Genomic DNA, 26,372 nt, shown 5'->3' on the forward strand with positions numbered 1-26,372 from the left:
AGAAAAACGGCCCGCAAAATTGCAGGCCGCTGAGTAATACATAATGAACAACATTTAACAAATCAAAGGGCTTTCAACGTCGCGGCAATCACGTCTTTTGCCGGTGTCGTCGGGCGACCGATCAGTTTGCTCAATGTATGGGAATCATCAAACAGGCCGCCAATCGCTGCGCCAGCATCAGAATCTGCCAGCATATTTGCCAGCCAGTCCGGCAAACCTGCGCCGATCAGCGCTTTCGCAAATTCCGCTTCCGGCAGGTTAACGTAATCCACTTTTTTACCGGACTGCTTCGCAATTTCTGCGGAGAATTCAGCCAGCGTATACGCCTCATCACCGGCTAATTCGTAAACCTTACCCGCCTGATTATCGAGGGTCAGCACTGCGGCGGCGGCTTCGGCATAATCCTGACGTGCGGCAGAAGCGATACGCCCTTCGCCGACTGCGCCGATAAACGCATTGTGTGCCAGTGCAGGCGCTACGCTTGCCGCGTAGTTTTCGGTGTACCAGCCGTTGCGCAGCAGTACGTGAGGCACGCCGGATTCGCGCAGTGCTTTTTCCGTCGCGCGGTGTTCCACGCCCAGGCCCAGCGGGCTTTTATCTGCATGCAGCAGGCTGGTGTATGCCAGTAACTTAACGCCTGCGCGTTTTGCGGCAGCAATCACCGCGTTGTGCTGCGCTTCACGCTGGCCGACTTCGCTGGAAGAAATCAGCAGCAGTTTTTCCACGCCTTTAAATGCGGAATCCAGTGTTGCAGGCTGGCTGTAATCGGCCTGACGCACTTCCACACCTAAATCAGCCAGGTCTTTGGCTTTTTCCGGGCTGCGCACGGCAGCAATAATCTGATTAGCAGGCACTTTTTTCAAAAGTGCGGCAATAACGAGGCGGCCTAACTGGCCGGTAGCACCGGTGATTGCAATCATTTTGTTTCTCCAAAAAGTGTTTTATTCAACATGAGGCCCGAAAGACGCTGGCTCTGAAAACATCCTATGCGATATACTAACTTTTCGTAAGTACGCACCAAAAGGTTAGTATGAAAATAATTCCTTCCGACAAAACGACTGAGCGTCTTCCCCTCACGGAACAGATCCGCCGGGGCGAAGTGCTCGACCCAAACTGCCCTTCCCGCGAAATCCTCCGGCACATCACCAGCCGCTGGGGTTTACTGATTTTGCTCGCCCTGAGTGACGACACGCTGCGTTTCAGCGAACTGCGCCGCAAAGTCGGGGGCGTCAGTGAGAAAATGCTGGCGCAGACATTACAGTCGCTGGAAGAAGATGGCTTTATTGACCGCCGTTCATTTCCGGTCGTGCCGCCGCACGTTGAGTATAGTCTGACCCCGCTGGGTATCGAGGTGAAGGATCAGGTTTCCGGGCTGGCGAACTGGCTGGAATCGAATTTGCACCGCGTCATGAAGCAGCGCAGCCTGCGCGTGGTTGGCGAAAATGAATAACAAAAAAACTTAACAAGAAGGCCAAAATTCTCACCTATCATTGATTCAACTCGCCAACTAATATCATTTCATTGACCCGATAAATGATTTTATTTTCAACAGGTGAGGTGGTTAATGTCCCAGTCTCAAACCCACAAGCAACACGTCACGCTTGTCATTACGCACAAAGTTGCGCCTGCCCGTGAAGCAGAGTACGAAACCTGGCTGAATAAAATCATGCCGCAGGCGAGTACTTTTCCGGGCCATCTGGGTGTCAACGTTATCCGCCCGAGCCGCAGCGGCGATGCCTACACCATTCTGGTTCGCTTCGACACGCTGGAAAATCTCAACGCCTGGCACAAATCAGACCTGCGCAAGCAACTGGTGGATGAAGTCAGCCCGTTGCTTTTACAAAGCGACAGCACGGAAGTGCGTCCCGGTGCCGAATTCTGGTTCACCCCGCCCAGCGCCACGGTTCGTCCTCCGGCACGCTGGAAGCAATATCTGCTAACCCTGCTGGTAATTTACCCGTCAACGCACATCGTTCCCTGGTTTTGGGGTCTCTTTTTGCCGCAGCTCAAAGGCACGGAGGGCGGCCATTTACTCAATGACGCGTCCGTCGTTGCGCTGGTGGTATTCCTCTGGATGCCGATTATTACCCGAGTTTTCCATTCATGGCTGACGCGCACAACCGCGCAATGACAGGAGCTTTTCTAATGACTCGTTTTGCTTCCCTGATCTTAACCAACGGTAAATTCCACACGGTCGACCGCGAAAAACCACTGGCGAACGCTGTGGCAATAAAAGACGGCAAATTCCTTGCCGTCGGCACAGAAAATGAAGTGATGCAGTTCGCCGATGCGGGTACGCAGGTGGTTGATTTGCAAGGTCACACGGCGGTTCCCGGCCTTAACGACTCGCACCTTCACCTGATCCGCGGCGGTCTGAATTACAATCTCGAATTACGCTGGGAAGGCGTACCTTCTCTGGCCGATGCGCTGCGGATGCTCAAAGATCAGGCCATGCGCACGCCAGGCCCGCAGTGGGTTCGCGTCGTGGGCGGCTGGACTGAATTTCAGTTCGCCGAACGCCGCATGCCTACGCTTGATGAAATCAATCAGGCTGCGCCGGATACGCCGGTTTTCATCCTGCATCTCTATGATCGTGCCCTGCTCAACCGCGCCGCACTGAAAGTGGTCGGTTACACCAAAGACACGCCAAACCCGCCAGGCGGTGAAATTCAGCGTGACAGCAACGGCAATCCGACAGGCATGCTGATTGCCAAACCGAACGCGATGATTTTGTACTCGACGCTGGCAAAAGGTCCGAAACTACCGCTGGAACAACAGGTGAACTCCACGCGCCAGTTTATGCGCGAACTGAACCGCCTCGGGCTGACCAGCGCCATCGATGCGGGCGGCGGCTTCCAGAACTATCCTGAGGATTATCAGATCATTGATGAACTTCATCAGAAAAATCAGCTGACCGTGCGCATCGCCTACAACCTGTTTACCCAGCGTCCGCAGCATGAGCTGGATGATTTCAAACTGTGGACTGATATGCTCAAACCCGGTCAGGGCACAGATTTCTACCGGCACAACGGCGCAGGCGAAATGTTAGTGTTCTCAGCGGCGGATTTTGAAGATTTCCTGCAACCGCGCCCGGATTTACCGCCGGGTACCGAAGTTGAGCTGGAGCGCGTGGTGCGTCATCTGGTGGAGCACCGCTGGCCATTCCGTCTGCACGCCACTTACGATGAGTCGATCAGCCGTATGCTGGATGTGTTTGAAAAAGTGAACAGCGATATTCCGTTTAACGGCCTGCACTGGTTCTTCGACCACGCAGAAACCATCACCGAACGGAATATCGAGCGCGTCAAAGCACTCGGCGGCGGCATTGCAGTACAGCATCGAATGGCGTTTCAGGGGGAATATTTCGCAGACCGTTATGGCATTGAAGCCACCAAACACACGCCGCCGGTGGCGAAAATGTTGTCCGCCGGACTGCCTGTCGGACTGGGCACCGACGCCACCCGCGTCGCAAGCTACAATCCGTGGACGGCGCTCTACTGGCTGGTTTCCGGCCGCACGGTCGGCGGAATGGCGATGTACGATGATGACGCCAGAATAAACCGCGAAACCGCGCTGATGCTGTGGACGCAGGGTAGCTCATGGTTTTCCAGCGAGCAGGGTAAAAAAGGACAGATTAAAGCCGGACAATTGGCGGATCTGGCGGTGCTTTCTGAAGATTTCTTCAGCGTGCAGGAAGAACGCATTAAGGGCATCGAATCGGTGATGACCGTGGTTGACGGCAAAGTGGTTTACGCGGCAGGCAGTTTCTCACCGCTTGCCCCACCTGCAATTCCGGTTTTACCAGACTGGTCACCGGTCACGAAAGTGCCGGGCCATTACCGGTCAGCGCCGCCGCAAGGTGCCGCGCGCGTCGGGCTGGTACGTCAGGCTCATCAGTGCGCCGGACCCTGTGGCGTGCATAAACACAGCCACGACATCGCCCGCGGTTCGGATGTGCCGGTTTCTGACGACAACGCCTTCTGGGGCGCATTGGGATGTTCGTGTTTCTCTTTCTGATGGTGTTGTTTTAGCAAATACACCCCTTACCCGGCCGGGTAAGGGGTCATTCCGTTTTAAACCTGCGGCTGCGCAATCACTGGCGGTAACCAGCTGCGGTAGCCAAAGGCGCGGCGACCGACGACGATCAGCACCAGCCCTAATGCCAGCGCGAAAGCCAGGATAATTGCGATGATTTGCAGCGGCATAAAACTGCCCGCCAGCGCCGTTACCGCCAGACCACTGACCGGCACCGAACACATATTCATCAGACCAATCAGCCCCATGGTTTTGCCCAGATGCTCTTGTGGAATAATCTGGCTGCGTAAGGTACGCAGGTAAACGCTGAATGCGCCGTCGAAGGCCATCAGCACCGCATAACCCACCAGATACATCGCGAAATCGAGTGACAGCGACATCAGCGCGCCAGACAAAATCATCCCGCAAAATGACAGCGTTCCCAGCGTCGAGAGACCAAACCGTTTGGCAATACGCGGCACAAAGATAAACGTCACAATGGTAACCAGCGCGGCAGAAGTTTGTAATACGCCAAAATAGCTTTCCGGCAGGTGGAATTCTTTGAGGATCACCGCCGCACTCACCACCAGCGCCGCCCCGTAAACCAGATTCACCACCCAGGTCAGCGCACACAGATGCAGCAGGATTTTATTCTGCTTAAGCACCTGAATCGCCGTCAGGTTCGACTCCACAATCGAGCGGAAACTCATCTTCTCAGCAACCACCAGATCGTGTGTTTCGAGGAACAGATAGTTGATGGCCGAGATGGCAAACAGCACGGCGGCACAGGCTAAAATTGCCCCGACGCCGCCGTACACCGAAATGGCCACCGCCAGCGCCGGGCCGAGCACTTGCGTAATCTGATCTACGCCTTGCAGCATGGAATGCGCTTTCGGCAAAGTACCGGCCGGAATATGGCGCGGCAACAGCGCTTCAGTGGCGACAAAGTTGAGCACATAGGCGACTGACAGCAGTGCCATCATGACGGCCAGCACCGGAAACGTGGCGCTGGGATGAAAAGTCAGGGTCAGGAAGGCCACTACCATCAATACCGAACGCCCTGCTTCTACGTTGAAGAAGATAAAGCGCGGTTTGATACGGTCTGCCAGAAAACCAGACAGCGGGAAAAACAGAATGCGCGGCAGCCATTCAATGACGAAAGCCAGCGAAGAAAAGGTCAGAGATCCGGTGGCTTTCAGAATCGCCAGCGGAACGGCAAACAGCAGGAACTGATCGCACAGTGACCCGGCAAAGCGGGAAAAGACAAAACGTTTTAATCCAAAACGATCACTGTTCATATCATCACTATCCTTAAAAGAGTTCAGGGGCCACCGGCGCAGGCACGGCGGCCCGGTTAATATCAGGCCTGACGGAGCGTAAACAGCGAACGCGCGTACTGATCGGCAATCGTTAAATGCTCATCAAAACCCGGTTCCGCGGCACGCTGTGGCCAGAAATACTCCACCGAACCTTCGCGGGTTTTCCACGACACCAGCTTTTTCGACGTATCCAGCGGCTTAGCCGTGATCTGCATATTCACTACGTGGTCTGGCAGGCTGGCGGGCAAAGTGACTTTTTCTATCACACCTTCGTCGGCTTTAATGAAAGCCACGGCGCTGAGACCGCGGGGCTTCAGGGTGTCAGGCAGGGGTTTAAGCTTGTTCAGATGGCTGAGCACGTGCAGTTCATAAGGATTGATGCCGTAAGTTCTTTCCACCAGATCCATGATGGTATCGCCACCGGTGCGCGCCCCCACTTCAATGATTTTGATTTCACCCGCCGGATTAATACGCGCTTCAAAGTGCGCCACACCGTAGCGGATCCCCAGCGCATGGCAGGCACGTTCGGCGATGTCACGCAGTTTCTGATTGTCACTGTGCAGCGACGGCATGCTGTGGCCCACTTCGACGAAATTCGGCTCTTCGCCCAGGTATTTGTCGGTCACGGCCATCGCGCGATGATAGTCGCCCTGATTGATCACCTCGACGCTGACTTCCTGCCAGGCCGGAACATATTCCTCGACCTGGAAGAGATCTTCCGGCGCAAAAGATTCACCGTTCAGTGAAATCACATCGGTTACACATTTGCCGAATACTTCTTCGATTTCGTCTTCGCGGCTGATTTTTAATACGCCCAGGCTGCCCGCCATTTCACGCGGCTTAATCACCACCGGCAGACCAATCTCTGCGATCAGTTTTTTGAGTTCGTTTAAGGTGCGAAACGCTGCGAAGCGAGGCACCGGCAGGCCAGCGGCTTGCAGGATTTGCTTCATGACAAACTTGTCGCGGCAGTTGGTGATCGTCTGGCTGTCGTTCCCGTGCAGCTGGTAATGCCCGGTCAGCAGGCTGGCGGCGCGCACCGTGAAGTCGTTCATCGGGATCACCGCCGCAGGGGTTTCACCGGTCTGGCGTTCATGAGTCTGGACCGCGCGCAGCACAGCCTCAGCGTCCGCGACGTCGCCCGGCAAAAAACCGTCGAAGAATTTGATTGTCGGCGTGGTGCGGTTTTTCGCCATGGTCAGAACCCGCATGCCGCCAGAAGCCCGCAAGGCACCGGCTAAAACACGCTCACGTAAAGCAAACTCACCGCCGAGGATCAGAATATAGGTGTTGTTCATGTTAAAACTCCTGCAAGTCATAAGTGGCCGTTATGCCGGCCATCGGATTAAAGCTCTTTACCAATCGTCCAGCCGCCATCGATAACCAGTGTTGAACCGGTCACAAATCGCGCTTCTGGCGAGGTGAGATACATCGCCGCTTGTGCCACATCCTGCGTTTCGCCCAGCACCGGCAGGTACTGACCGCGCTGGATCTTCTCCATCTGCGCCGGATTGTCGTAATAAGGCTCCGTCAGCGGCGTGCGGATAACCCCGGGCGCAATGGCATTCACCCGGATCTGATGTCTGCCGTATTCCAGCGCCAGTTGTTTCGTCAGGCCGATCACCGCGTGTTTTGATGAGACATACGCGGTGCGATCCGGCTCGCCCATCAGCCCCGATACCGAGGCGATATTGACGGCATTGCCCGGCAAGTTTTGGCGAACCAGTTGCTGGCAAAAGGCGCGCCCGGCAACGAAGCTGGCGGTCACGTTGACGGCAAAAACGCGTTCCCACAGCGACAGCGATAACTCATCTATACGGCAGATTTCGCGGGTGCCGGCACAGTTGATTAAGACGTTATTTCCGCTGGCGTACTCTGCCGTTTCAAACAAGGCATCGAGGCGTACGGAGTCGGTAATATCCAGCTGATGGTGAGAGTAGTCAGGTTCATCGGTGAAAACGGACGGGGCACTGTCAATGCCTTCGACCACGTAACCGGCAGCCAGATAGGCCGTCACCATCGATTTGCCGATCCCACTGGATGCGCCAGTAATAAAAGCTTTATGTTTCAGGCTCATGCCGCCTCTCCCTCAGTGCGCTGGAACGTGACCAGGATAATGTCGCGCACCGCAGTCTCTCCGGGTTCGCGGCAACCGACCGGCGTCACGGCATGGTATTTGTCGTGATTCACCACCAGCGTGTCGAACAAGTTCTCAAGGCGCAGCACGCGCTCAATGTTTTTAGGGTTCGGCGCAATCAGATTGTCGCCACCGAGCATGTTGGCGGAGGCGTGGATCAGATGTACGAACACCACGTCTTCATCATCTTTATGCAGCCACACGGGCGAGCTGTAGGCGGGTGCGTCGCACTGTGCTTCGTAGCGGAACAGATGAATGCCGACGGTCAGTTCTTCGAGCGCCCCGATACGTTCATAGGCTTCAACAAAAGCGATATCGTCTTGCAAAATTGCCTGCATCAGACGGTTTGCGGTGATATTTTCCGGCAATAAAGGATATTGACGAATAATACCGCCGGTATCCGGATTGTATTTTTTAGTTTGCTTATAGGCTGTGAAATGACCGAAAAACAGTTTCCCTTCTGCGTCGCGACGGCATTGCGCATATCCGCGCCAGCGGTTGCCCGGAGAATAAGGATCCAGCGTCAGACTTTCGTACGCCAGTTTTAGCTGTTCCAGATCAGAAAGAAAAATATCTTTATTTTCGTAATGGGTATCAGGCAATGCCTGATAATAACTGCCGGGAATAAAAGCGTATCCTCCGGCGGCAAGATGATTAACATGTTTCATATCAGACTCATTATTAATTCAGAATACAGAGAGAATAAATTGCCGCTGTTAATGCATTCCGGCTATGTCCAATACACCACTTTGCTATTATTAAGTCTGCCAATAAAGCGCCCGGCGGTAAGGCGACTTCCCTGACTCACACTGCTTACACCGTGCAAATGACAGGCGTTCATAAAGTAAATATCACCGGCGTTCAGTTGCACGGATAACGACTCCACGCCCTGGAGCAGATGGGGTGGATATGGATAACCGGTGTCCGTCACACCAAAGCGTGCACGGCAAAGTTCGTCCGGGTCGAGGTTCCAGATTTTCAGCTCGCCGCCGCCCTGCGCCGCTTCCAGACACACGTTGAAAGCAGTCACTGTCATTGCATTGGCAATTTCAAAATTATCATGAAGCGCAAACTTAAGCTGGGCGCGGTCTTCATGCGGCATCAGCGACATAGCACCGTTATCCAGCCAGCGCCGGAAAGTGGCAAAACAGGCGTAAGTATTTTTATAACGCGCCGGACCAAAGTGAATGCCTTCCTCGAGGAATAAATCTTCCAGTGTACGGTTAAGGAACAGGGATTCTGTGGCATATGTGTCGGTCACCGACATCAGTTCGGCGACGCTGGCATTCACCCGGTTCACTTCCGCCATATATTGTTCGCCATTACGTGAGAACTGCGTAGCGCCAATCTGGTTGGTCAGTACAAAACCGTCATCCGCACGGTTTCCACCGCCGTTACGATTCACCATCTTATTGAAGTTTTCAGCCACATCCTGGCAAATCTGTTTATTCGCGAAATTACGAATAACATATAAAACATTGCCCTGATGATGGCCATGCAGAATAATATTTCTGATAACGCTGGCATCGACATTATCGGGCTGCGTCTCTAAATAACCGAAATTATTTTTCACCAAGCCAGACAAAATCATTTCTTGCTGTTTTTCAGCCAATAGTTCACTCATGATGTTCCTGCCAAAGAATATTTAAAGGATAACCGCGCAAAAATAACGTAACAGAATTAAGGTAAATATAAATCAGAGACTATATAAATAAAGGCGAATACAACATCCCACCCTGCGACCATAAATTATTATCCCGACGCGCCTGATTCAGCTCTGAGTATTTCCCCAGATTGCGCTGGAATATCTCGCCGTAGTTGCCCACCTGATGAATAATCTCACGAATAAATTCAGGGCGCAGGCCCAGATTCTTACAATTCTGTTCTGACGGGTACAGGAAGGTCTTCAGATAACCCGTCGCCTCCTGACTCATTTCATGAATATTTTTACTGCTGACTTGCAGGTTTTCCGCTTCAATCAGCGCACGCATGATCCAGGTTACCGCTTTCAGCCACTGCGGATCATTCGATGCAACCGCCGGTGACATGGTTTCCAGTGAGATACGATCTTGCAAGATAATGTGCGCCTCTTTGTCCGTCAGCTGAGCGCGTTCACCGGCCAGCAGATAGGAGTCGAGACAATAGATATTACATTCACCATGCTGATAAGCCTGGCGTGCCTGAGACGGCGAATCAAACAGACTGATTTCGCAGGACAGGTTTAAATTTCCAAAATAGCGCTTCAGATTTTCTTCGGTTGTTGAACCGCGCATGGCCGCTATCCGGCGCTTGCGGGTATAACTTGCCTGTTCGACCGGCTCGAGCAAATTACTGGCCGGCGTCATCAGTACTTCACCGTCAAACAGCATCGGGTGAACGAAAGTGACCTCTGATTCCGCCTCACGCTGGAAGGTAATACTGGAGTTAAACGAACCCAGATCAATCACCCCATCACGCAGCGCCCTGAAGCGGTCACCAGACTGCAAGGGCATGTAATGGATTTTTCCTGCATCGCCAAACACAGCGACCGCCACTGCCCGGGCTAAATCAATGTCGAACCCTTCCCAGCAATTCTTGACTGCGTTACGAAACGACAACCCTCTAAAACCCAGACTAACGCCAACATTTAGCACATCACGCTGGCGGATCATTTCAATTACCGTTTGGTTTGACATAGCTAACCCATTAAATAAATTGACTATTATGGCCGATTTGTACCAGATGATACCTCTGTTGAACATCATACGGCTTGATGCTAATTTGGCTAGATATCCCAGAAACAAAAGAGCTATGCGTGAAGAACACAAGTGAGTTAGCAGAACTGCTTCCCAGTTTGTCCGTTTTTATTCAGGTGGTTGAAAAAGGAAGCTTTTCATCGGCAGGAAGGGAGACTTCGCTGGCGCCCTCGTCAGTAAGCCGGATGATTGACAGGCTGGAAAAACGCCTCAATGTGGTGTTATTTACCCGCTCCACGCGATCGGTCACGACCACCGAGGTCGGGCTCGAGATCTACCGGCAGGCGCAGGCCGTATTATCCGCCACGCAGGCGCTCTTCTCTCAGGCAGACAGTTTCAGTGATACCCCTCAGGGTGTTTTGCGTATCACCGCGCCGAATACGCTGGGTAAAATTCTGCTCACCCCGTTTCTGCCCGCGTTTTTACGCCGTTACCCGGAGATTAATGTCGAGCTGACGTTGTCTGACCGGGTCAGTAATCTGGCGCAGGACGCTTACGACCTGGCACTGCGCGTCACCGAAAGCCCGCCGGAAAACATGGTGGCCCGCGCCCTGATGCCGATCGATTACGTATTAGTGTGTTCCGCGGATTACGACGAAGTACTGCCGGATTTCCCCGCCGGACTCATCAAACACAACATTTTTTTCCCTGATGAACGGCAATTTCGCGGCGCATGGCGCTTCTGGCAGAATGAAATCATGGAAAGTGTGACGCTGGTTCCGCGGCTGATGATCAATAACAGCGACGCCATGATCGACGCCATTCTGCAAGGCGTCGGCATTGCGCTGATCCCCACTTTTATCGCCAACCGGTATATCGCCAGCGGTAAATTGCGCCGCGTTTTACCTGACTGGCGCGTGGAAAACCCCCTGCCACGCAACACTTACGCGATCACTCTGCCCAACAAACTCCTGCCGCTTAAAACGCGGGTATTTATCGATGATTTTATGCAATGGATTAAAGCGGAAGGACGGATTTAGGTCAGACTCAAGGCGCCTCTTGCAATGGCCAATATTCAGCTGATAGGCAATATTGCAGACTGGGTTGATCGGTCGCCGTTACGCTGCAGTTGGCCTGTGGCGAGCTGTCGGTTTCAACCCAGAATTTTTGCATTATTATTAACGGGGGACGATCAAACCGCCTTCTAACCCTCTTGTAAAGACGACCTGCCAGAGCTGAATATCGCGAGATCTGAAAGCGCCTGCACATGAATTTAAATAATAGGTAAACATCCTTTTAAACCTTTCTGAATAATTTCCTTCGATATGATTCCAGGAGGCCAGAAATCGTTCATTCCATGCCATCAGCGTTTTGTCATAATCTGGACCGAAATTATGTACATCTTCGATAACAAAATATCTTTCACTGGCTGAGGCGATATGTGCAAGAGAAGGCAGGCATCCGTTAGGGAAAATATACTTATTAATCCAGGGATCGACGTTGACCTCTGTTTTGTTAGCACCAATCGTGTGCAATAAGAAAATACCTTCTGGTTTTAGATTTTTATCCACCACTTCGAAGTAAGTCGCATAATTTTTAGGTCCTACATGTTCAAACATTCCGACAGAAACGATGCGGTCAAATTTCCTGTCAAGCTCCCTGTAATCCTGGAGCAGAATTTCGACATCAAAACTGGCGCAGCGCACTTCCGCCATTTTTTGCTGTTCAGCTGATATCGTAATCCCTGTGACTTTCGCACCATAATGTTCAGCAGCGTATGCCGCCAGCCCTCCCCAGCCACAACCAATATCCAGCAGACTCATCCCTTTTTCTAACTTCAACTTCTCACAAATCAATTTAAGTTTATTTTGCTGTGCCTGATTTAAGTTATCTGCGTTTTTCCAGTAACCACAAGAGTATTGCATCCAGGGATCGAGCATCAGACAAAAAAGGTCATTACCAAGATCGTAGTGTTCTTTACCAACTTTCAGGGCTCCTTTTTTTGATTGAAAATTTATGAAGCGGGCCCCGGCCACTCTGATAATATCTTTCAAATTATCCGGTACGCGGGACTGTAAATGTGCATTAATGATTTTAGTAAAAAACACATCAAGTCGCGCACAATCCCACCACCCATCCATGTAACTTTCACCCAATGCCAGCGATCCCCTTTTTAAAACACGTTTATAGAATTTTGGGTTTTTGACATGAATATCATGCTTCTCACCCCCGTCAATCTCGATCCCTGCGTCATCAAGGAGCTCGCGGCAGATTCTCTGCCATTCGTTATAGTCCTTAGGTACGATCATATTTTTTTTCATTAGCGTGCCTTTTGAATAAAACCCCTAAAATTCATGATTTCTTCTTGCAATTATAAATAAAATCCCTGGATCGCTGTGTTATCTGCTGTATTTCCTTTGTTGTTAATCCCTGCCGATAAAGATGCATAATTTTTTCTTTATCTGACTCGACATTTTTATATCTGTCTGGATGGGACTTTAGTTTCTCCCTCTGAATGTCGATTTTTTGTTGAATAGCGCGCGTAAGACGATTCAAGTTACGCATCGCCTGATCTCTGTCGTGCTTACTTAACTTTGGATTAATCGAAATATCCTGCCAGATTGTTATTGCTCTTCGTAAGAGCCCCTTACTTTCCAGAGTACTGGCCTTGAATTTTAATAAATCCACACCATTCATATTTGCAACCTCTTCAATTCAATCAGAATCAATAATCTATTCATTCGCCAAAAATCTCCAACGTATATAGTCATAGACCCAGTTAAAAATTAACGTATAAGGTAAGAAAATAAATATTAACCCTATTTCAACCCCAAATGCCTCCGTCATCGTTAACTCAAGTAAAAACATCGCGACAGGAGTGAGTGAAAGAACAAGTACGGTTTCAAAGATGACGGCATGCAAAACTCTGATCGGGAAGCTTCTCTCAAATAAAAACTGCTTCTGAATCTCATCAAAAATCTTATTGAATACGTAATTCCAGACCGTTGCAGTTAAAGCAGAGATGAATGATAACGTTCCGGACTGTATCAAAGAAACTTTCAGACTGTAGGCGAGGAAAATGGCTATTACAACATTCCCAAGTACTTCGAAAAGAACAGCATGTAAAATCCTTTCCGGCGTACTCTTATTCAACTCCACTTTCATCTCAATGCGCCTCAAATTACACCAATAAATTTCTATTAATACGTTAGCTTGCTGATAACATCGCCACCATTCCAGCCCCAAACGCTAAACCCACTACAGCCGTCACAACCACCACGGTGGTAACTACACCTGTACCGACAGCAGCAGCTGTTTTTCCTTTGGATATTTCTTTACGCTTAAGTGAAACGAGATCCGACAAATTAATCACGAGTCCATCATCACTGATTAATGTTTGTGGTGTTGTTCTTTTCACAGTGAGTGTACCGTTACTTCCGTTACGCAATGAATATTGCACAACATCACCTCCGTACAAAGGTGGATCAATTTTATAATAGGTATAATCAGACGAAGCAGAAAAAGTGTGGACTTGTTGTTGACTCAATTCGAGTGACTTATAGCTTGAACAACCGGACACAGACAGTATTGCAACGATGACAGAAGAAAGTAATAAAGTATGTTTCATAATTTCTCTGATTTAATAAAATGACGTTACCGCATGCAGATAAAGAAAAAATCATTAAAAATGCGGGGAATTAATAGATAAATATATCCAGACGATCGCATTCCCACCCCCCGTCTATATAACTTTCACCCAGCCCCAAAAGACCCTGTAGCATAATGCGCTTGAAGAAGCCGTGATGGCGTATTCTGATATCCCAGGGACGGATTCCCTCTATCCGAATATCAGCTTTCTGTAAAAGGTTCATTCCCATGAGTGGCCATGGGTCATACCTTGCATGCTGAGTAACGGAGGAAAAATATTTCAAAATTCACCTATTTAATCAATTACTTGCACAATTCATTGCGGACAGGAATTTCATTACCCACAACAATTCATGGGAATTATTATTATCTATAAATGTTGTAAATGTATTATCATGACAGGACAATCTTTATCGATAAGAAGTCTAAGCAAGATGTTCTCGGGGAATCGGCAATGAAAGCCTCAGCGAAAAGAAATTGGGTTTCATCGCAGGACTATCCAATGCCCAAGGTGCGCCGTCCTGTTCATTTTCGCTCTTATTTAATTAAATCAAATACGGGCGTCTTACCACATACTCATGAATTTGCACAATTTCACTGCGCCCGAAAGGGAAATATGCGTCTTGAGACTGCCGATAATTGCTGGATTGTCCCTTCACATTATGGGATCTGGATCCCCGCTTATATGGAGCATACCGTGTGGGCCATGGATGATGTATTCCTTGAAAGTCTGGATATCGAAACAGATGTCGTAGACGAAACCATCACCATGTGTAAAGCCGTGACCATCAGTGACGTTGCAAAAGAACTCATCCATTATGCATCCGAAACCATTCCGGAGTTATACGATGAACATGGGAAAGACGGCAAGCTGGTCAGTGTCTTGCTGGATATTATCTTTAATTTACCGCAAGTGGATTTTGTCCTTCCCTGGCCGCAAAGTCCGGCGTTAAACGAAATGTGCCGTACTATATTGGAATCACCCGGTTCTGAGCATTTTATTGAATTCTGGTCAGCCAGAGTGGGCATGTCTACGCGGAACTTTTCAAGAAAGTTTAAAAAGGAAACCGGTTTATCATTTAGTCTCTGGAAACAGAAAATGCGGATATTTGAGTCTGTGATCATGCTTAAACAAAGTAAAAGCGTCACGACAATAGCGCTCGAAATGGGGTACTCAAGCACAGCAGCGTTCAGCTATTCATTCAAAAGTGTTTTGGGCGTCCCTCCTACTGAATATTCCGTGTAAAGCAGGCCCCCGCCGATATCGTGTTTACCCAGATAACATAACGAATGCGCGTAGAATGAAAATTTGGACTGCCCCCCAATCCTTGCGTTTCCGGCAAACATCAGGGAGGCGTTAACTCATTAACATTGAAGGGTTTGCTACAAAAACCTATAAATCCTTAAACGTCCCCAGCCTGAACCCGCGCTCTGCAATCGCATGTTTCAGCGATGCGGACGTCAGAACATCCAGCTCAGCCAGCCGCGGATAGCAATATTTGCTCGCCAGGATCGTGTTATCGATAAACGAAGGATGGCACATGATTTCCACGGACTCGTCGGCGCGCGCGGTGGCCTGATCCAGCGTATTCAGAAACAGCGCTTCTGAAATCGCTTCGCCGTAGAAAGTGCTGTCGAAACCCTGCGTGCTTTTCGCGCCGCGCAGAACAATTTCGCCCTTCCTGATTTCATCGCGGTCGATGCGTATCGCCACGCCTTGTTCTTTCGCAAAAGCTTCCACAATCGGAAATATTGGCGCAAGCAGATGCACATGATGATGGCTGTCGATATGCGTGGGAAGACGGCCAAAAAGTTCTACAAACCGTGCAAACTGGGCTTTCAGCTCCTGCTTAATTTCATCAAGAGGCAGCGTGCCCTGCTCCGCCATTTCCCAGATCCATTTTCCCAGTTCACCGTTCTCGCGCACCAGACCGGGCATCGGAGAAAGCGGTTTTCCCAGCGTCAGGACAAAATGCATCCCGACGGCCAGCCCCGGATTTGCCGCACTCAGCGCCGCAGCGTGAACGATGGTTGGCATATTCATCATCGCCGTGGTGGACGTCACGACGCCATTGCTGAACGCGTCGATAATCCCGTAATTCTGCGCTTTGCACAGCCCGAAATCGTCGGCGTTCACAATCAGTAATTTATCCATAAGCGTCCCTTTTTAACGCGCCCTCCTTTTTACGGGAGGGCGGCGGATTATTTCAGCGCGGCAATGGTATCGGCAAAGTTGGGCAGCAGCGCTTCATGGGCGAGCAACATTTCCCGCGCCAGTATTTCAGCATCTTTATCGGAATGAATCAGCGGGCTGAGGTTCAGCGCGAGCAGGACATCATTGAATTTTCCGCTCAGAGCCGCCTCGCTGGCCGCGATTTCGAAGCCTTTAATCGTGTAGATCAGGCCAAGCACTTTATCGTCAAAATGCGTGACCCGCGGATGCGGTTTCGCGCCGTCGCGGCCAATCGTGCAGGTCATTTCCACTGCCCAGTCCGCCGGAATATTATCAATATGGCCGTTGTGCGGGAAGTTGACGTACTGCTCGGTCTGCTTGTCGTTGTAAATCGCGCTGATCACTTCGCAGGCCGCGTCGGAATAATACGCGCCGCCGCGCAGTTCCAGCTCTTTTGGTTTGACGTTCAGCTCCGGATTTTTGTACAGATCGAAGAGTTGTTTCTCGACTTTCTGTACCACGGTTGCCCGCGCGCCGCCCTTGTAGAATTCGCCCATTTCAATCGCCAGCATCTCTTTCTGCTTGAAGTAATACAGCAGATACGAGCATGGCAGAAGGTTCAGCGAGCGGATCAACCCTTCGCTAAATGGTAAATCAAAGATGTTTTTCACCGAACCGGCGGTCAGTGTGCCGGACGCCACGCCGTCGAGCAGCTCTGCAAAACGGGATTCGCCGTTAACCAGCACGTCTTTGATGAACACCATGTGGTTCAGGCCAAAGAGGTCGATCGACAAATCGTCTTCAGCTGACAGTTTCAGCACATCCTGAATGAACATTTTCATGCCAACAGGAATGTTGCAGACGCCGATGAATTTTTTGAATTGGGTGTGACGGAATACCGCTTCTGTCACCATGCCCGCCGGGTTAGTGAAGTTAATCACCCAGGCATCAGGGCAGATTTCTTCGACATCTTTGATGATGTCAAAAATCACCGGAATTGTGCGTAAGCCTTTGAATAAGCCACCTGCCCCGTTGGTTTCCTGCCCCAGATAACCGTGGCTCAGCGGGATACGTTCATCCAGCTCACGCGCCTTTAATTGCCCGACGCGCAGCTGCGTGGTGACGAAATCAGCCCCGGCCAGCGCTTCACGGCGATCCAGCGTTTTATGTATTTCAATTGACACACCCGCGCGTTCAACCATACGCACGCACAGATCGTAAATAATATCCTGTTTGGCTTTTCCGCCTTCAACATCGACCAGCCACAATTCGGTAATCGGTAACTCGTCGTAACGCTTAATAAAGCCTTCAAGTAATTCAGGGGTATAACTGCTTCCGCCACCAATGGTGACCACTTTCAGTTTTTTACGCATAGGGACTCCCGTGCAATAATAATGCACTGTAAATTACAAAACCGATTAATTTAAAAATCCAAATAAAAATGGATATTTAGTTAATGCTGAATAATTTCTTTCTGTAATGATTCGGCGTAAATGAAGTCAGCTTTTTGAAATTCTTAATAAACATACTCGGGCTGCTGTAACCGGACTCAAATGCAATATCGGTGACGGAGTAGTTCGTAATTTCCAGCTGCTTCTTCGCAAAATCAATACGAATCTCATTGATAATTTGCATCGGCGTTTTGCCGTAATGGCGCTGCGTGGCACGGGTCAGATATTCCTGAGACTTACCGGATAACTGCACCATATTGGATAATGCCTTGTCTCCGAAACGCGATTTATCATGCATTTTCTCAACCGCCATCGTCAGCCAGCCCGGAATATCCGCGGTCACTTCCGATTCACGATGGTGGCGCAGACGGTTAACGATATAAAACGTTACCATCTCAAGAAATTCATTAAACTCGCCGTTACGAAAGTTAAGGGACGCCGTGACGGACTCAATATAATTCAGAAATTCGTGGTTTATTTTATAAACCTGCGACGCAATAAACTGTGCCGGTAACAGGGTCAGATAATGCTGCTCAAAAAAAGCTTTACTGATGCCGACATTCAGTATTCTTGTCGCGCCAAATTCATAAAAGCTTTGATGATTCGAACCCAGAGGAATAAAAACAAAATCTCCGCGCTCCAGCAATACCCTTTTCCCGTTGACGTTCTGGTAATACCGCCCCGTCAGCACAACGGTAAATTCGTAGTAATCATGTTCATGCAGCCCGGAAATACTCTCTACTTTGTTGTAGATGAACATGTGGAAATTTTGACCGTCGAAGAGTTGATTTTCGCGCGCTGTCTTGATTTCCATGCTCAATACCTGTGGCTGCATCCTGGATCCCTACGTTATTTTATTTTCTCATGAAGCTCAATGAGTTCTGCAATCAGTTCGCGGGCCAGCATCGACGTCATCAGATGATCCTGCGCATGGACCAGCACCAGGCTAACTTTGGTTTTCCCTTCACCCTGATCACCTTCAATCAGTTTGGTCTGCACCAGATGCGCCTCGTTCAGCGCCATTTTTGACTGCGCCATCACCGCGCGCGCTTGCTCAAAATCGCCCTCTTTGGCTTTTTTCAGCGCCGCGTACGCCAGGCTGCGCGCCTGTCCGGAGTTAATAATTAACCCCATCACCACTTCTTCCAGATCCTGCAATTCAGTTTCAGTCTCAACAATGCTGTCTAAATCAAACATGTTTATCTCTCCTTGAAAGTCCGCTGAATGGCGGGGCTGCTTTCGCCCCGCTTTCAGGTCAGATTAGAATTTCAGTGCGGCTGCAATATCTTCTTCGCTTTCTTCTTCTTCAATAATCGCCTGTGCCTTGTTGGAAAGAATCACGAAAGGCATGTAAACCAACGTGGCGACACCGAGGTTGAACAAGGCGACCAGCAGCGCCGCAATGCTGCCGTTACTGTTAAAGAAAGCACCCAAACCGGTCGGCATGGTCCACGGTGCAAGGTTGGTGACCGGCGGAATGATGCCCATGCTGTAGGCCGCCAGCGTGATAGCGGCCAGAATCGGCTGCACCAGCACGAACGGGATGAACATGACCGGGTTCATGATAATTGGCAGACCAAACAGAATCGGCTCATTAATCTGGAAGATACCTGACGGCAGTGCCAGCTTCGCCACCTGACGGTGATCCGCACGGCGTGATGCAATAAAGATGGCGATAATCAGACCCAGCGTTGCCCCGGAACCGCCTAACAGAATATAGGAGTCGAGCATCGGTTTGGCCCAGAAGTGGAAGGTCTTACCCGCTTCAATCGCCGCACTCACAGAACCGTACTCGGTATACAACGCGATGTTTTCCAGCGCCCACGGAGTCATGATGCCGTTATCCAGCGCGGTCAGCGCCAGAGAACCATGCACACCAAAGAACCACAGCAGTGAGTTGAAAATTACATATGCCCAGCCCACCACGCTTCCCATTGACGCCAGAGGTTTGGAAATGGAATCCATAATAATCTGGTGGAAGTTGTGGCCATATAATCCGAGCAACCAGGAAATTACCCCGAAAATAAACAGAATAATAAAGCCCGGAATTAACGCGGAGAAAGAACGCGAAACGGAAGTCGGGACGCTGGCGGGCAAGGTAATGACCCAGTTGCGGCGAATAACAAACGTGAACATTTCGGCGACAACAAGCCCGATTACCATCCCCGAAATAATATTCGCGCCGCCCAGCCAGTTTGCGCCAACGGCATACGCTTCACCGACGCTATAAGGTGTAACGGTCATAAATGCGGCAACGGCTAATAATCCCGCCGAAAGTGAATCGACCTTCCGCTCTTCGGCTAACGCCATGCCGATAAAGAACGGCGCCATCAGCGACATTATTCCGAGCGTACCGTTATAAACGTTAATGCCGATAGTTTTTAATCCCACCAGTGTTTCAATGGTTGACGGGTCTAAACGAACGCCTAAGGAATAAAAGAAGGAACCGGCACCAAAGTTCAGGAATACGTTATTAATTAAAACGAACATGGCGCCAGCCAGTGTCAGCGGCATTAATTTGATGAAGCCATTTTTGATGGCATTAATGTGGGGCTGCTTACCTATTTTTACCGCAAACGGGAGAAGTATCTTTTCAAGTGAATCAATGGCTTTGCTCATTGGCATTTTCCTTTAAAGCCGCCTTCCGGCGGCAAGGTATGAAATTCGCTCTTTGACTGGAGTTCTCTTTGACTTAAAAATGCTAATCACTGCTAATTTAAAATTGACGCAAAAGTTAAAACTTACTGCACTGCTGCTTTTTTGATCGCAGCAACCGCTGCTTTCAATACACCCAATCCATCAATTTTGCCGTAGAGGGCAGAATCAATCACTTCAACCGGCTTGCCCGGTAATACCTTCTTAATTTCTTCCAGCATATAACCAATTTGCGGGCCGAGGAGGATCACATCCGCTGCGCTGCCTTTTTCGGCCGCCAGGGTTTCAGGGAATGCTTCAATAATGACAGGCACTTCGTATTTCTCGGCCTGAACCTTCATTTTAGAAACCAGCAGAGAAGTGGACATTCCGGCGGAACAAAACAAATAAATGACTTTCTTTTCCATAATGAAAACCCTCGTATCCCGTATAGAGTGCAGGTCTGACAACGGATCTTTCTTTATCTGTCATTATTCAGTGTCAGCAGATAAAGAGAGATTGTTAATTGTTTCTGCTTGAGAGAAGTATACGGCAACACTTCCGGCAGGGATAATTCCGAACTTATAGAAATTGTCTCTCCTTGACCATCGCCCATGACTCCCTTCACGTTTTGGGCAAATAATTCGCGGAAATAATTAAGATCCCCGTTTACAGGGGCACGACGACTGGTCGCTGAGGAGCAGAGGAAAGGCTAAGAATTTTCCCCTCAAATTGATCTCTGTCTGATAACAGCGTTTTAACACTTTGGGTCTATCGCCCCTCATTTTCTTGTGAGAAACTGGTAATGATTGCGCAAACATTCGTAGTTTGAACTTGCAACCCAGTGAGCAATACCTTGAATAATATAATAAAGAATCACACAGGTCGTTCCCGTTCGGCCACGCTTGAAGATGTTGCCAGAGAAGCCGGTCTTTCACCGATGACGGTCAGCCGGGCGCTGAATAATCCCAAAGTTGTGCGCCCCGCAACCATCGCCCGAGTGATGCAAGCCGTGAACGTGACCGGGTATATCCCCAATATGCTGGCCGGCGGGCTGGCCACCAGCCGCACTAAGCTGATCGCTGTGGTTGTGCCGCAGATTAACAACAATATGTTTGTCGATACCGTTCAGGCGATCAGCGATGAACTGGCCGCGCGCGGCTACCATATGCTGCTGTGTATTGTCGGTTACGAACCGGACGCAGAAACCGAGATTGTCGCCACCCTGCTTTCGCGCCGTCCGGACGGCATCGTTCTGACCGGTATTCATCATTCGTCAGATCTGAAACGAATCATCCTCAACGCCACTATTCCTGTCGTGGAAATTTGGGATTTGACCCCGACGCCGATTGATATGCTGATCGGTTTTTCCCATGAAAAGGTCGGCAATGCGATTGGCGAATACTTCCTTGAGAAAGGCTTCACGCGTTTTGGTTTTATCTGTGCCTCGGACAGACGCGCCGTGGTGCGCAAGAATGGCGCGATCTCCGTCTTACGTTCACAGCCCGGCACAGAAATCCGCGAAATGATGGTGTCGCTGCCTGCCAATATGGAAGTCGGACGGGCAGCGCTGAAAGAGATGCTTTCCCGCGGCGAGCGTTTCGACGCGATCATTTGCAGTTCCGACACGCTGGCTCAGGGCGTGATCATGGAAGCGGAAGCCCGGGGGCTGCGCGTACCCGACGATTTCTCGGTGATGGGTTTTGCCGATTTGAATTTTGCGGCTCATAACAGGCCTTCGATCACGACCGTCAGCGTAGATAAATGGGCGCTGGGGATCCGGGCAGCCACTATGCTGGCGGACAGAATTGAAGGGATTAAGGTTGAAGAACCGATTGTGGATACGGGGTACAGATTGGTGATCAGGGAGTCCGCTTAATTTTTGGGCTCGCCGCCCAAACAGCTTTGAAGCAGCGGCCTGGCGTAAATTTCGGTTTTTCAATTGCGGTTATCACTCAGCGGCTCGCGCCGAAACCGACCAAAGAGGCCCAGGAAGGAGCCTCTTAAGGCCAGTTTGGGCGGCAAGCCCAAGGTTTTGACCTTAATAAAAACATTAAATTTTAATTTAAATCCTCTTCCAAATTTTATTCCATTTTCTAAATGTTAAAAATGTTAGGTAACATTCATATCAACAAATAACATTAACTTTCCTCCCGGAATTATATTGACCTAAATTTAACCGGAATTATCCGGCGTTATTCTTTGATAAGAAATGCTAAATTTCCGAAACTAGACACCCAAACCAGATAATCATAACTCACTGTTTTATAAAAAATTTAAACTCACCACTGATATAGGGAAACATAAAGAATATCTCCTCCTCACATTCCTTGTGGAAATTAGTCATTTATTTTAAATGTAGCGGTGATATTATAAATTTGTACCCAAAAATAATAACAATTAACCCAAACTTAACATCAGGCATGTGAGAGTCGTAATTCTATGCTCCTTCAAAAAAAAACTACCCGTCGCAAGTTTTTACTTGGATCGCTGATGGCGTTGCCTGTCGGCACCATCATGATGAAAGGACTGTCAGCGGCACAAGCTGCGGAAATGGCTGCCCCGGACTTACTCGATTATAAACCGATCTTTTTCAGCGCCGGTGAGTGGCAGTTTATTATGGCCGCCGCTGACCGCCTGATCCCCGCTGGCGGTAAAGGCAAAGCGCCGGGCGCACTCGAAACCAACGTGCCGATTTTTATCGATCAGCAAATGCACGGCGATTTCGGTGAAGAAATCTACATGCAGGGGCCGTTCAACGTGCATGCTCCGGCCACGATGGGGTATCAGATCCCCTTCCGCCCGCAGCAAATCTACAAAACCGGCATTCGCATCGCGAACAGCTGGTGTCAGCAAAATCATCAGAAAGCCTTCCATGAACTTAGCGATCAGGACAAAGACAGTGTGCTGACTCAATTGCAGAAAAACGGCATTAAGTTTGCGGACGCGGGCGAAGAGAATCTCGTCGCTTCGCAATTCTTCAGTGAACTGCTTTCCGACACCAAACACGGTTATCTGGCAGATCCGATCTACGGCGGAAACAAAGGGATGAAGGCGTGGATCGCCATCGGATTCCCCGGCGCACGCGCCAGTTTCACCGAGTGGGTTAAGCAGCACAACGTCCCGTATCCGCTGGGGCCTGTGAGCCTGCAGGGCGCACGTGCCTGAGTGCCTCGCCCTATTCCCCTTTTCTGATGACTGACAGGATTTAAGATGGCAAAAGTAACGAAACCAGAAGTCGACGTCGTTGTCGTCGGCCTCGGCTGGGCCGGCTCGCTGATGAGTATCGAGCTGGCAATGGCCGGTCTGACCGTTCGCGCACTCGAACGCGGCGGCGATCGCGGCTATGAAGAATTTGCATACCCGAAACCGGCAGACGAATATGCCTATGCGGTGCGCAACAAAGTCATGGCGACACCGGCAGAAGCCGCCGTCACCGTGCGGTACAACATGAGTGAAACCGCGCTGCCGACCCGTAAATGGGGCGCGTTTGCGCCGGGTACCGGCGTTGGCGGTTCCGGTCTGCACTGGACGGCGGTTCTGATCCGCCCGACGCCGACCGATTTAAAACTCAAAACCTACGCCGACGAAGCCTACAAGCCGGGTATCCTGCAGGAAGACATGCGCATCATGGATTTCCCGTTCACCTGGGATGAAATCGAACCGTATTACACCAAGTTTGAGCACATCTGCGGTCAGTCCGGTAAAACCGGCAACCTGCGCGGCCAGATTATGGAGGGCGGTGACCCGTTTGAAGGGCCACGCTCCGAGCCGTATCCGCTGCCAGCGCTGGAAGACACGCTCAACAGCAGCATGTTTGCTGAAGTCACCAAAAAAATGGGCTATCACCCGTTCCCGAACCCGTCGGCCTGTGTGTCCCGCGCATGGACCAACCCCTACGGCAATCAGATAGCACCGTGTAATTACTGCGGTTATTGCAGTAAATATCCGTGCCTGAACTACTCGAAAGCCTCGCCGCAAACCGCTGTAATGGACGCACTGAAACGCATGGATAACTTCTCTTATGAAGTTCATGCCAACGTGCTTAAAGTCGAATTGCACGATGACAAGAAAACCGCCAAAGGCGTTGTCTACATGGACGCAGACGGCAACGAGTGCTTCCAGCCGGCGAAAATCGTGGTACTCAGCAGCTTCCAGTTCTGCAACGTGCGCCTGATGCTGCTTTCCGGGATCGGGAAACCTTACAACCCGATCACCGAAGAAGGCGTGATTGGCCGTAACTATGCGTTCCTGAGTAACGGCGGTTCGACGCTGTTCTTCAAAGACAAAAACTTCAATCCGTTTGCAACCGCAGGCGCCACCGGCCAGATGTTCAACGACATCTCTCCGGGCAATTTCGACGGCCCTGCTCTGGGCTTCATCGGCGGCGCAAAAATCCACAGTTCTCAGGCCACCGGTACGCCAATCAGCACGTCTCTGCCAAAAGGCACGCCTGCGTGGGGCACCGGCTGGAAAGAAGGGATGGAAGAATGGTACGGCCATTCGATGAAAATCAGCATCACCACCACCTGCCAGTCTTACCGCGACATTTATCTGGATCTCGATCCGAACTACAAAGATGAATACGGCTATCCGTTGCTGCGCATGACCTTCGACTGGAAGCAGAACGAGCTTAAATTGCAGCAATATCTGAAAGGCATCGTCGGCAATATCACCAAAGAGCTGAACCCGGACAGCTACAGCGAAAGCTTCCTGCCGATGGACGCGCACTTTGACCTGACCAAATACGTTTCCACGCACAATGTGGGCGGCGCGGTGATGGGCGATAACCCGAAAACCTCGGCGCTGAACAAGTTCCTGCAAAGCTGGGATGTGCATAACGTGTTTGTGCCGGGCGGTAACGCATTCCCGCAAAACTTCCAGGCCAACCCGACCGACACCATCGGGGCGATCACCCTGATGGCGGCGCAGGCGATTAAAGATCAGTACCTGAAAAACCCTGGTCCACTGGTTCAGGCATAAGCGGAGATGAACAGGATGAAACTCAAAAGTTTATTTATCGCTAATGCCCTGCTGCTGGGTGCGGGTTTTATGGCGAATGCGCAGGCGGAGACCAACACACAGGCCGGTAACGCGGCGCTGATCAAACAGGGCGAATATGTCGCGCGTCTGGGCGACTGCGGCGCATGCCATACGGTGGCGGGCAAACCGGCGTTTTCAGGCGGACTGGCGATCAATTCGAATCTGGGCACCATTTATTCGACCAACATTACGCCGGATAAGGAACACGGCATTGGCGGTTATACCGAAGCGCAGTTCTCGGATGCGGTGCGTAAAGGCGTTCTGCCGGACGGTACGCGTTTGTATCCGGCGATGCCTTATCCGGATTACGCCAAAATCAATGATGAAGATATGCACGTGCTTTACGTTTACTTTATGCAGGGCGTAAAACCGAGCGCGGAACAGCCACCGGAAACGGATCTGAGCTTTCCGTTCAGCCAGCGCTGGGGCATGCGTTTCTGGAACTGGGCGTTCGCGTCTGATAAGCCTTTCCAGCCCATCGGCGGCGCTTCTGTGCAGGTGAACCGTGGCGCGTATCTGGTGGAAAGTCTGGGGCACTGCGGCAGTTGCCATACTCCGCGCGGCTTCGGTATGAACGAGAAAGCGCTGGACAGCAGTGACTCTGATTTCCTGGCGGGCGGCAGTCTGAATAACTGGGACGTCCCTTCCCTGCGCGGCGTCGCGCACTGGAACGAGCAGGAAATCGTCGATTATCTGGGCAAAGGACGTAATGACAAAGCGGCGGTGGGCGGCGAGATGACGTCTGTGGTGGAAAACAGTACCGCACACATGACCGATGACGATCTGAAAGCCATTGCGGCGTACATCAAGTTCCTGGGCGGCAACCCGCCGGTTCCGGCAGAGGATACGCAGAAAGCCAGCGCGACCGAAGCCAAACTGACCGCGGCGAAAAACCTCAGCGAAGGCGAGCGTCTGTATCTGGATAACTGCGGTGCCTGCCACTTCGTGACCGGTAAAGGCGCACCGGGCGTGTTCCCGCAGCTGGATCAGGCCACGATTGTGAATGCCAAAGACCCGACCGGATTGATCCACACCATCCTCGCCGGAGCTCAGCAACCGTCCACCGCACGCGCACCGTCCACGCTGGCGATGCCGGGCTTTGCCAACCGTCTGACTGATGAAGAAGCGGCGCAACTGTCGACCTTTATCCGTCAGGGGTGGGGCAACAACGCACCGGCGGTGACGGCAAAAGATGTCAGTGAAGTCAGAAAAACGCTGACGAAGTAATCCCTTTTGTAAGCACAAACGGCTTTCCTCGCGGAAAGCCGTTTTTTTATA

At 50.7% G+C, this 26,372-nt stretch carries 26 protein-coding genes; 9 read left to right on the plus strand and 17 right to left on the minus strand.

Annotation, left to right across the window (positions count from 1 at the left end; genetic code table 11):
* Nucleotides 1–62: 62 nt before the first annotated feature.
* A complete protein-coding gene (locus tag J1782_RS18340; RefSeq protein WP_208950521.1) occupies nt 63–920 on the minus strand; it encodes an SDR family oxidoreductase in 858 nt (285 codons plus the stop codon).
* A gap of 110 nt (nt 921–1,030) precedes the next feature.
* Between J1782_RS18340 and J1782_RS18345 the strand changes: the two genes are divergently transcribed.
* From J1782_RS18345 to J1782_RS18355, 3 genes are all read left to right on the plus strand, one after another.
* Nucleotides 1,031–1,450: a helix-turn-helix domain-containing protein gene (locus J1782_RS18345; RefSeq protein ID WP_152326774.1), complete on the plus strand. Its 420-nt coding sequence runs from the start codon at nt 1,031–1,033 to the stop codon at nt 1,448–1,450.
* Nucleotides 1,451–1,564: 114 nt separating this feature from the next.
* Nucleotides 1,565–2,131, plus strand: a complete 567-nt coding sequence (locus tag J1782_RS18350) for an antibiotic biosynthesis monooxygenase (RefSeq protein WP_152326773.1) — start codon at nt 1,565–1,567, stop codon at nt 2,129–2,131.
* A 14-nt stretch (nt 2,132–2,145) separates the two neighbouring features.
* On the plus strand, nt 2,146–4,017 hold the full coding sequence (locus J1782_RS18355; RefSeq protein WP_217153674.1) for an amidohydrolase: 1,872 nt from the start codon (nt 2,146–2,148) through the stop codon (nt 4,015–4,017).
* Between the two features lie 56 nt (nt 4,018–4,073).
* Here the strand turns inward: J1782_RS18355 and J1782_RS18360 are convergent, their stop codons facing one another.
* The 6 genes from J1782_RS18360 to J1782_RS18385 all read right to left on the minus strand — a co-directional run bounded on the left by J1782_RS18360 (nt 4,074) and on the right by J1782_RS18385 (nt 10,145).
* Nucleotides 4,074–5,312: an MFS transporter gene (locus J1782_RS18360; RefSeq protein ID WP_217153675.1), complete on the minus strand. Its 1,239-nt coding sequence runs from the start codon at nt 5,310–5,312 to the stop codon at nt 4,074–4,076.
* A gap of 62 nt (nt 5,313–5,374) precedes the next feature.
* Nucleotides 5,375–6,631, minus strand: a complete 1,257-nt coding sequence (locus tag J1782_RS18365; protein ID WP_217153676.1) for an acetyl-CoA carboxylase biotin carboxylase subunit family protein — start codon at nt 6,629–6,631, stop codon at nt 5,375–5,377.
* Nucleotides 6,632–6,678: 47 nt separating this feature from the next.
* Nucleotides 6,679–7,410, minus strand: a complete 732-nt coding sequence (locus J1782_RS18370) for an SDR family NAD(P)-dependent oxidoreductase (protein ID WP_217153677.1) — start codon at nt 7,408–7,410, stop codon at nt 6,679–6,681.
* On the minus strand, nt 7,407–8,138 hold the full coding sequence (gene hilB / locus J1782_RS18375; RefSeq protein ID WP_152326768.1) for a 3(1)-hydroxy-L-isoleucine 4-dioxygenase HilB: 732 nt from the start codon (nt 8,136–8,138) through the stop codon (nt 7,407–7,409). Before hilB ends, J1782_RS18370 begins: the two co-directional genes overlap by 4 nt.
* A gap of 62 nt (nt 8,139–8,200) precedes the next feature.
* The gene (gene hilA, locus J1782_RS18380) at nt 8,201–9,094 is read right to left on the minus strand and encodes an L-isoleucine 3(1)-dioxygenase (protein WP_217153678.1); all 894 of its coding nucleotides are present in this window, start codon (nt 9,092–9,094) and stop codon (nt 8,201–8,203) included.
* Between the two features lie 79 nt (nt 9,095–9,173).
* Nucleotides 9,174–10,145 carry an amino acid ABC transporter substrate-binding protein gene (locus J1782_RS18385; protein ID WP_152326766.1) on the minus strand — a complete coding sequence of 324 codons (972 nt, stop codon included), beginning with the start codon at nt 10,143–10,145 and terminating at the stop codon, nt 9,174–9,176.
* A 119-nt stretch (nt 10,146–10,264) separates the two neighbouring features.
* Here J1782_RS18385 and J1782_RS18390 point away from each other — a divergent pair, with 119 nt between their 5' ends.
* Nucleotides 10,265–11,185 (plus strand): LysR family transcriptional regulator, encoded by a 921-nt coding sequence (locus J1782_RS18390; protein WP_208950516.1) that lies wholly within the window; start codon nt 10,265–10,267, stop codon nt 11,183–11,185.
* Between the two features lie 138 nt (nt 11,186–11,323).
* On the opposite strand, the gene cfa is transcribed toward J1782_RS18390, so the two are convergent.
* From cfa to J1782_RS18410, 4 genes are read right to left on the minus strand one after another with little or no spacing between them, the layout of a single operon-like run.
* The gene (gene cfa, locus J1782_RS18395) at nt 11,324–12,466 is read right to left on the minus strand and encodes a cyclopropane fatty acyl phospholipid synthase (protein WP_217153679.1); all 1,143 of its coding nucleotides are present in this window, start codon (nt 12,464–12,466) and stop codon (nt 11,324–11,326) included.
* A gap of 31 nt (nt 12,467–12,497) precedes the next feature.
* Entirely contained in the window at nt 12,498–12,842 is a 345-nt protein-coding gene (locus tag J1782_RS18400; protein ID WP_152326763.1) for a hypothetical protein, read from the minus strand.
* Between the two features lie 36 nt (nt 12,843–12,878).
* Entirely contained in the window at nt 12,879–13,310 is a 432-nt protein-coding gene (locus J1782_RS18405; protein ID WP_152326762.1) for a PACE efflux transporter, read from the minus strand.
* Nucleotides 13,311–13,353: 43 nt separating this feature from the next.
* Nucleotides 13,354–13,773 carry a hypothetical protein gene (locus J1782_RS18410; RefSeq protein WP_217153680.1) on the minus strand — a complete coding sequence of 140 codons (420 nt, stop codon included), beginning with the start codon at nt 13,771–13,773 and terminating at the stop codon, nt 13,354–13,356.
* A gap of 474 nt (nt 13,774–14,247) precedes the next feature.
* Between J1782_RS18410 and J1782_RS18415 the strand changes: the two genes are divergently transcribed.
* Nucleotides 14,248–15,039 (plus strand): AraC family transcriptional regulator, encoded by a 792-nt coding sequence (locus tag J1782_RS18415; RefSeq protein WP_217153681.1) that lies wholly within the window; start codon nt 14,248–14,250, stop codon nt 15,037–15,039.
* Between the two features lie 147 nt (nt 15,040–15,186).
* On the opposite strand, the gene chbG is transcribed toward J1782_RS18415, so the two are convergent.
* The 6 genes from chbG to J1782_RS18445 all read right to left on the minus strand — a co-directional run bounded on the left by chbG (nt 15,187) and on the right by J1782_RS18445 (nt 20,479).
* The gene (chbG, locus tag J1782_RS18420; RefSeq protein WP_217153682.1) at nt 15,187–15,948 is read right to left on the minus strand and encodes a chitin disaccharide deacetylase; all 762 of its coding nucleotides are present in this window, start codon (nt 15,946–15,948) and stop codon (nt 15,187–15,189) included.
* A 47-nt stretch (nt 15,949–15,995) separates the two neighbouring features.
* A complete protein-coding gene (locus tag J1782_RS18425) occupies nt 15,996–17,339 on the minus strand; it encodes a 6-phospho-beta-glucosidase (protein WP_152326758.1) in 1,344 nt (447 codons plus the stop codon).
* A 76-nt stretch (nt 17,340–17,415) separates the two neighbouring features.
* The gene (gene chbR / locus J1782_RS18430; protein WP_152326757.1) at nt 17,416–18,252 is read right to left on the minus strand and encodes a transcriptional regulator ChbR; all 837 of its coding nucleotides are present in this window, start codon (nt 18,250–18,252) and stop codon (nt 17,416–17,418) included.
* Nucleotides 18,253–18,266: 14 nt separating this feature from the next.
* Entirely contained in the window at nt 18,267–18,614 is a 348-nt protein-coding gene (gene chbA, locus J1782_RS18435) for a PTS N,N'-diacetylchitobiose transporter subunit IIA (protein WP_152326756.1), read from the minus strand.
* Nucleotides 18,615–18,677: 63 nt separating this feature from the next.
* Nucleotides 18,678–20,036: a PTS N,N'-diacetylchitobiose transporter subunit IIC gene (gene chbC / locus J1782_RS18440; RefSeq protein WP_217153683.1), complete on the minus strand. Its 1,359-nt coding sequence runs from the start codon at nt 20,034–20,036 to the stop codon at nt 18,678–18,680.
* A gap of 122 nt (nt 20,037–20,158) precedes the next feature.
* The gene (locus J1782_RS18445; RefSeq protein WP_152326754.1) at nt 20,159–20,479 is read right to left on the minus strand and encodes a PTS sugar transporter subunit IIB; all 321 of its coding nucleotides are present in this window, start codon (nt 20,477–20,479) and stop codon (nt 20,159–20,161) included.
* Between the two features lie 428 nt (nt 20,480–20,907).
* On the opposite strand from J1782_RS18445, the gene J1782_RS18450 reads away from it, so the two are divergent.
* The 4 genes from J1782_RS18450 (at nt 20,908) to J1782_RS18465 (ending at nt 26,321) form a co-directional block, all read left to right on the plus strand.
* On the plus strand, nt 20,908–21,930 hold the full coding sequence (locus J1782_RS18450) for a LacI family DNA-binding transcriptional regulator (protein ID WP_217153684.1): 1,023 nt from the start codon (nt 20,908–20,910) through the stop codon (nt 21,928–21,930).
* 563 nt (nt 21,931–22,493) lie between these two features.
* Complete coding sequence (locus J1782_RS18455) at nt 22,494–23,219, plus strand: gluconate 2-dehydrogenase subunit 3 family protein (protein ID WP_152326752.1); 726 nt, start codon at nt 22,494–22,496, stop codon at nt 23,217–23,219.
* Between the two features lie 45 nt (nt 23,220–23,264).
* Nucleotides 23,265–25,034 (plus strand): GMC family oxidoreductase, encoded by a 1,770-nt coding sequence (locus J1782_RS18460; RefSeq protein WP_208950700.1) that lies wholly within the window; start codon nt 23,265–23,267, stop codon nt 25,032–25,034.
* A gap of 15 nt (nt 25,035–25,049) precedes the next feature.
* Nucleotides 25,050–26,321, plus strand: a complete 1,272-nt coding sequence (locus tag J1782_RS18465; RefSeq protein ID WP_371819798.1) for a cytochrome c — start codon at nt 25,050–25,052, stop codon at nt 26,319–26,321.
* The last annotated feature ends 51 nt before the right edge of the window (nt 26,322–26,372 follow it).

Source organism: Rahnella sp. BCC 1045 (assembly GCF_019049615.1).
GTDB classification, from domain to species: domain Bacteria; phylum Pseudomonadota; class Gammaproteobacteria; order Enterobacterales; family Enterobacteriaceae; genus Rahnella; species Rahnella contaminans.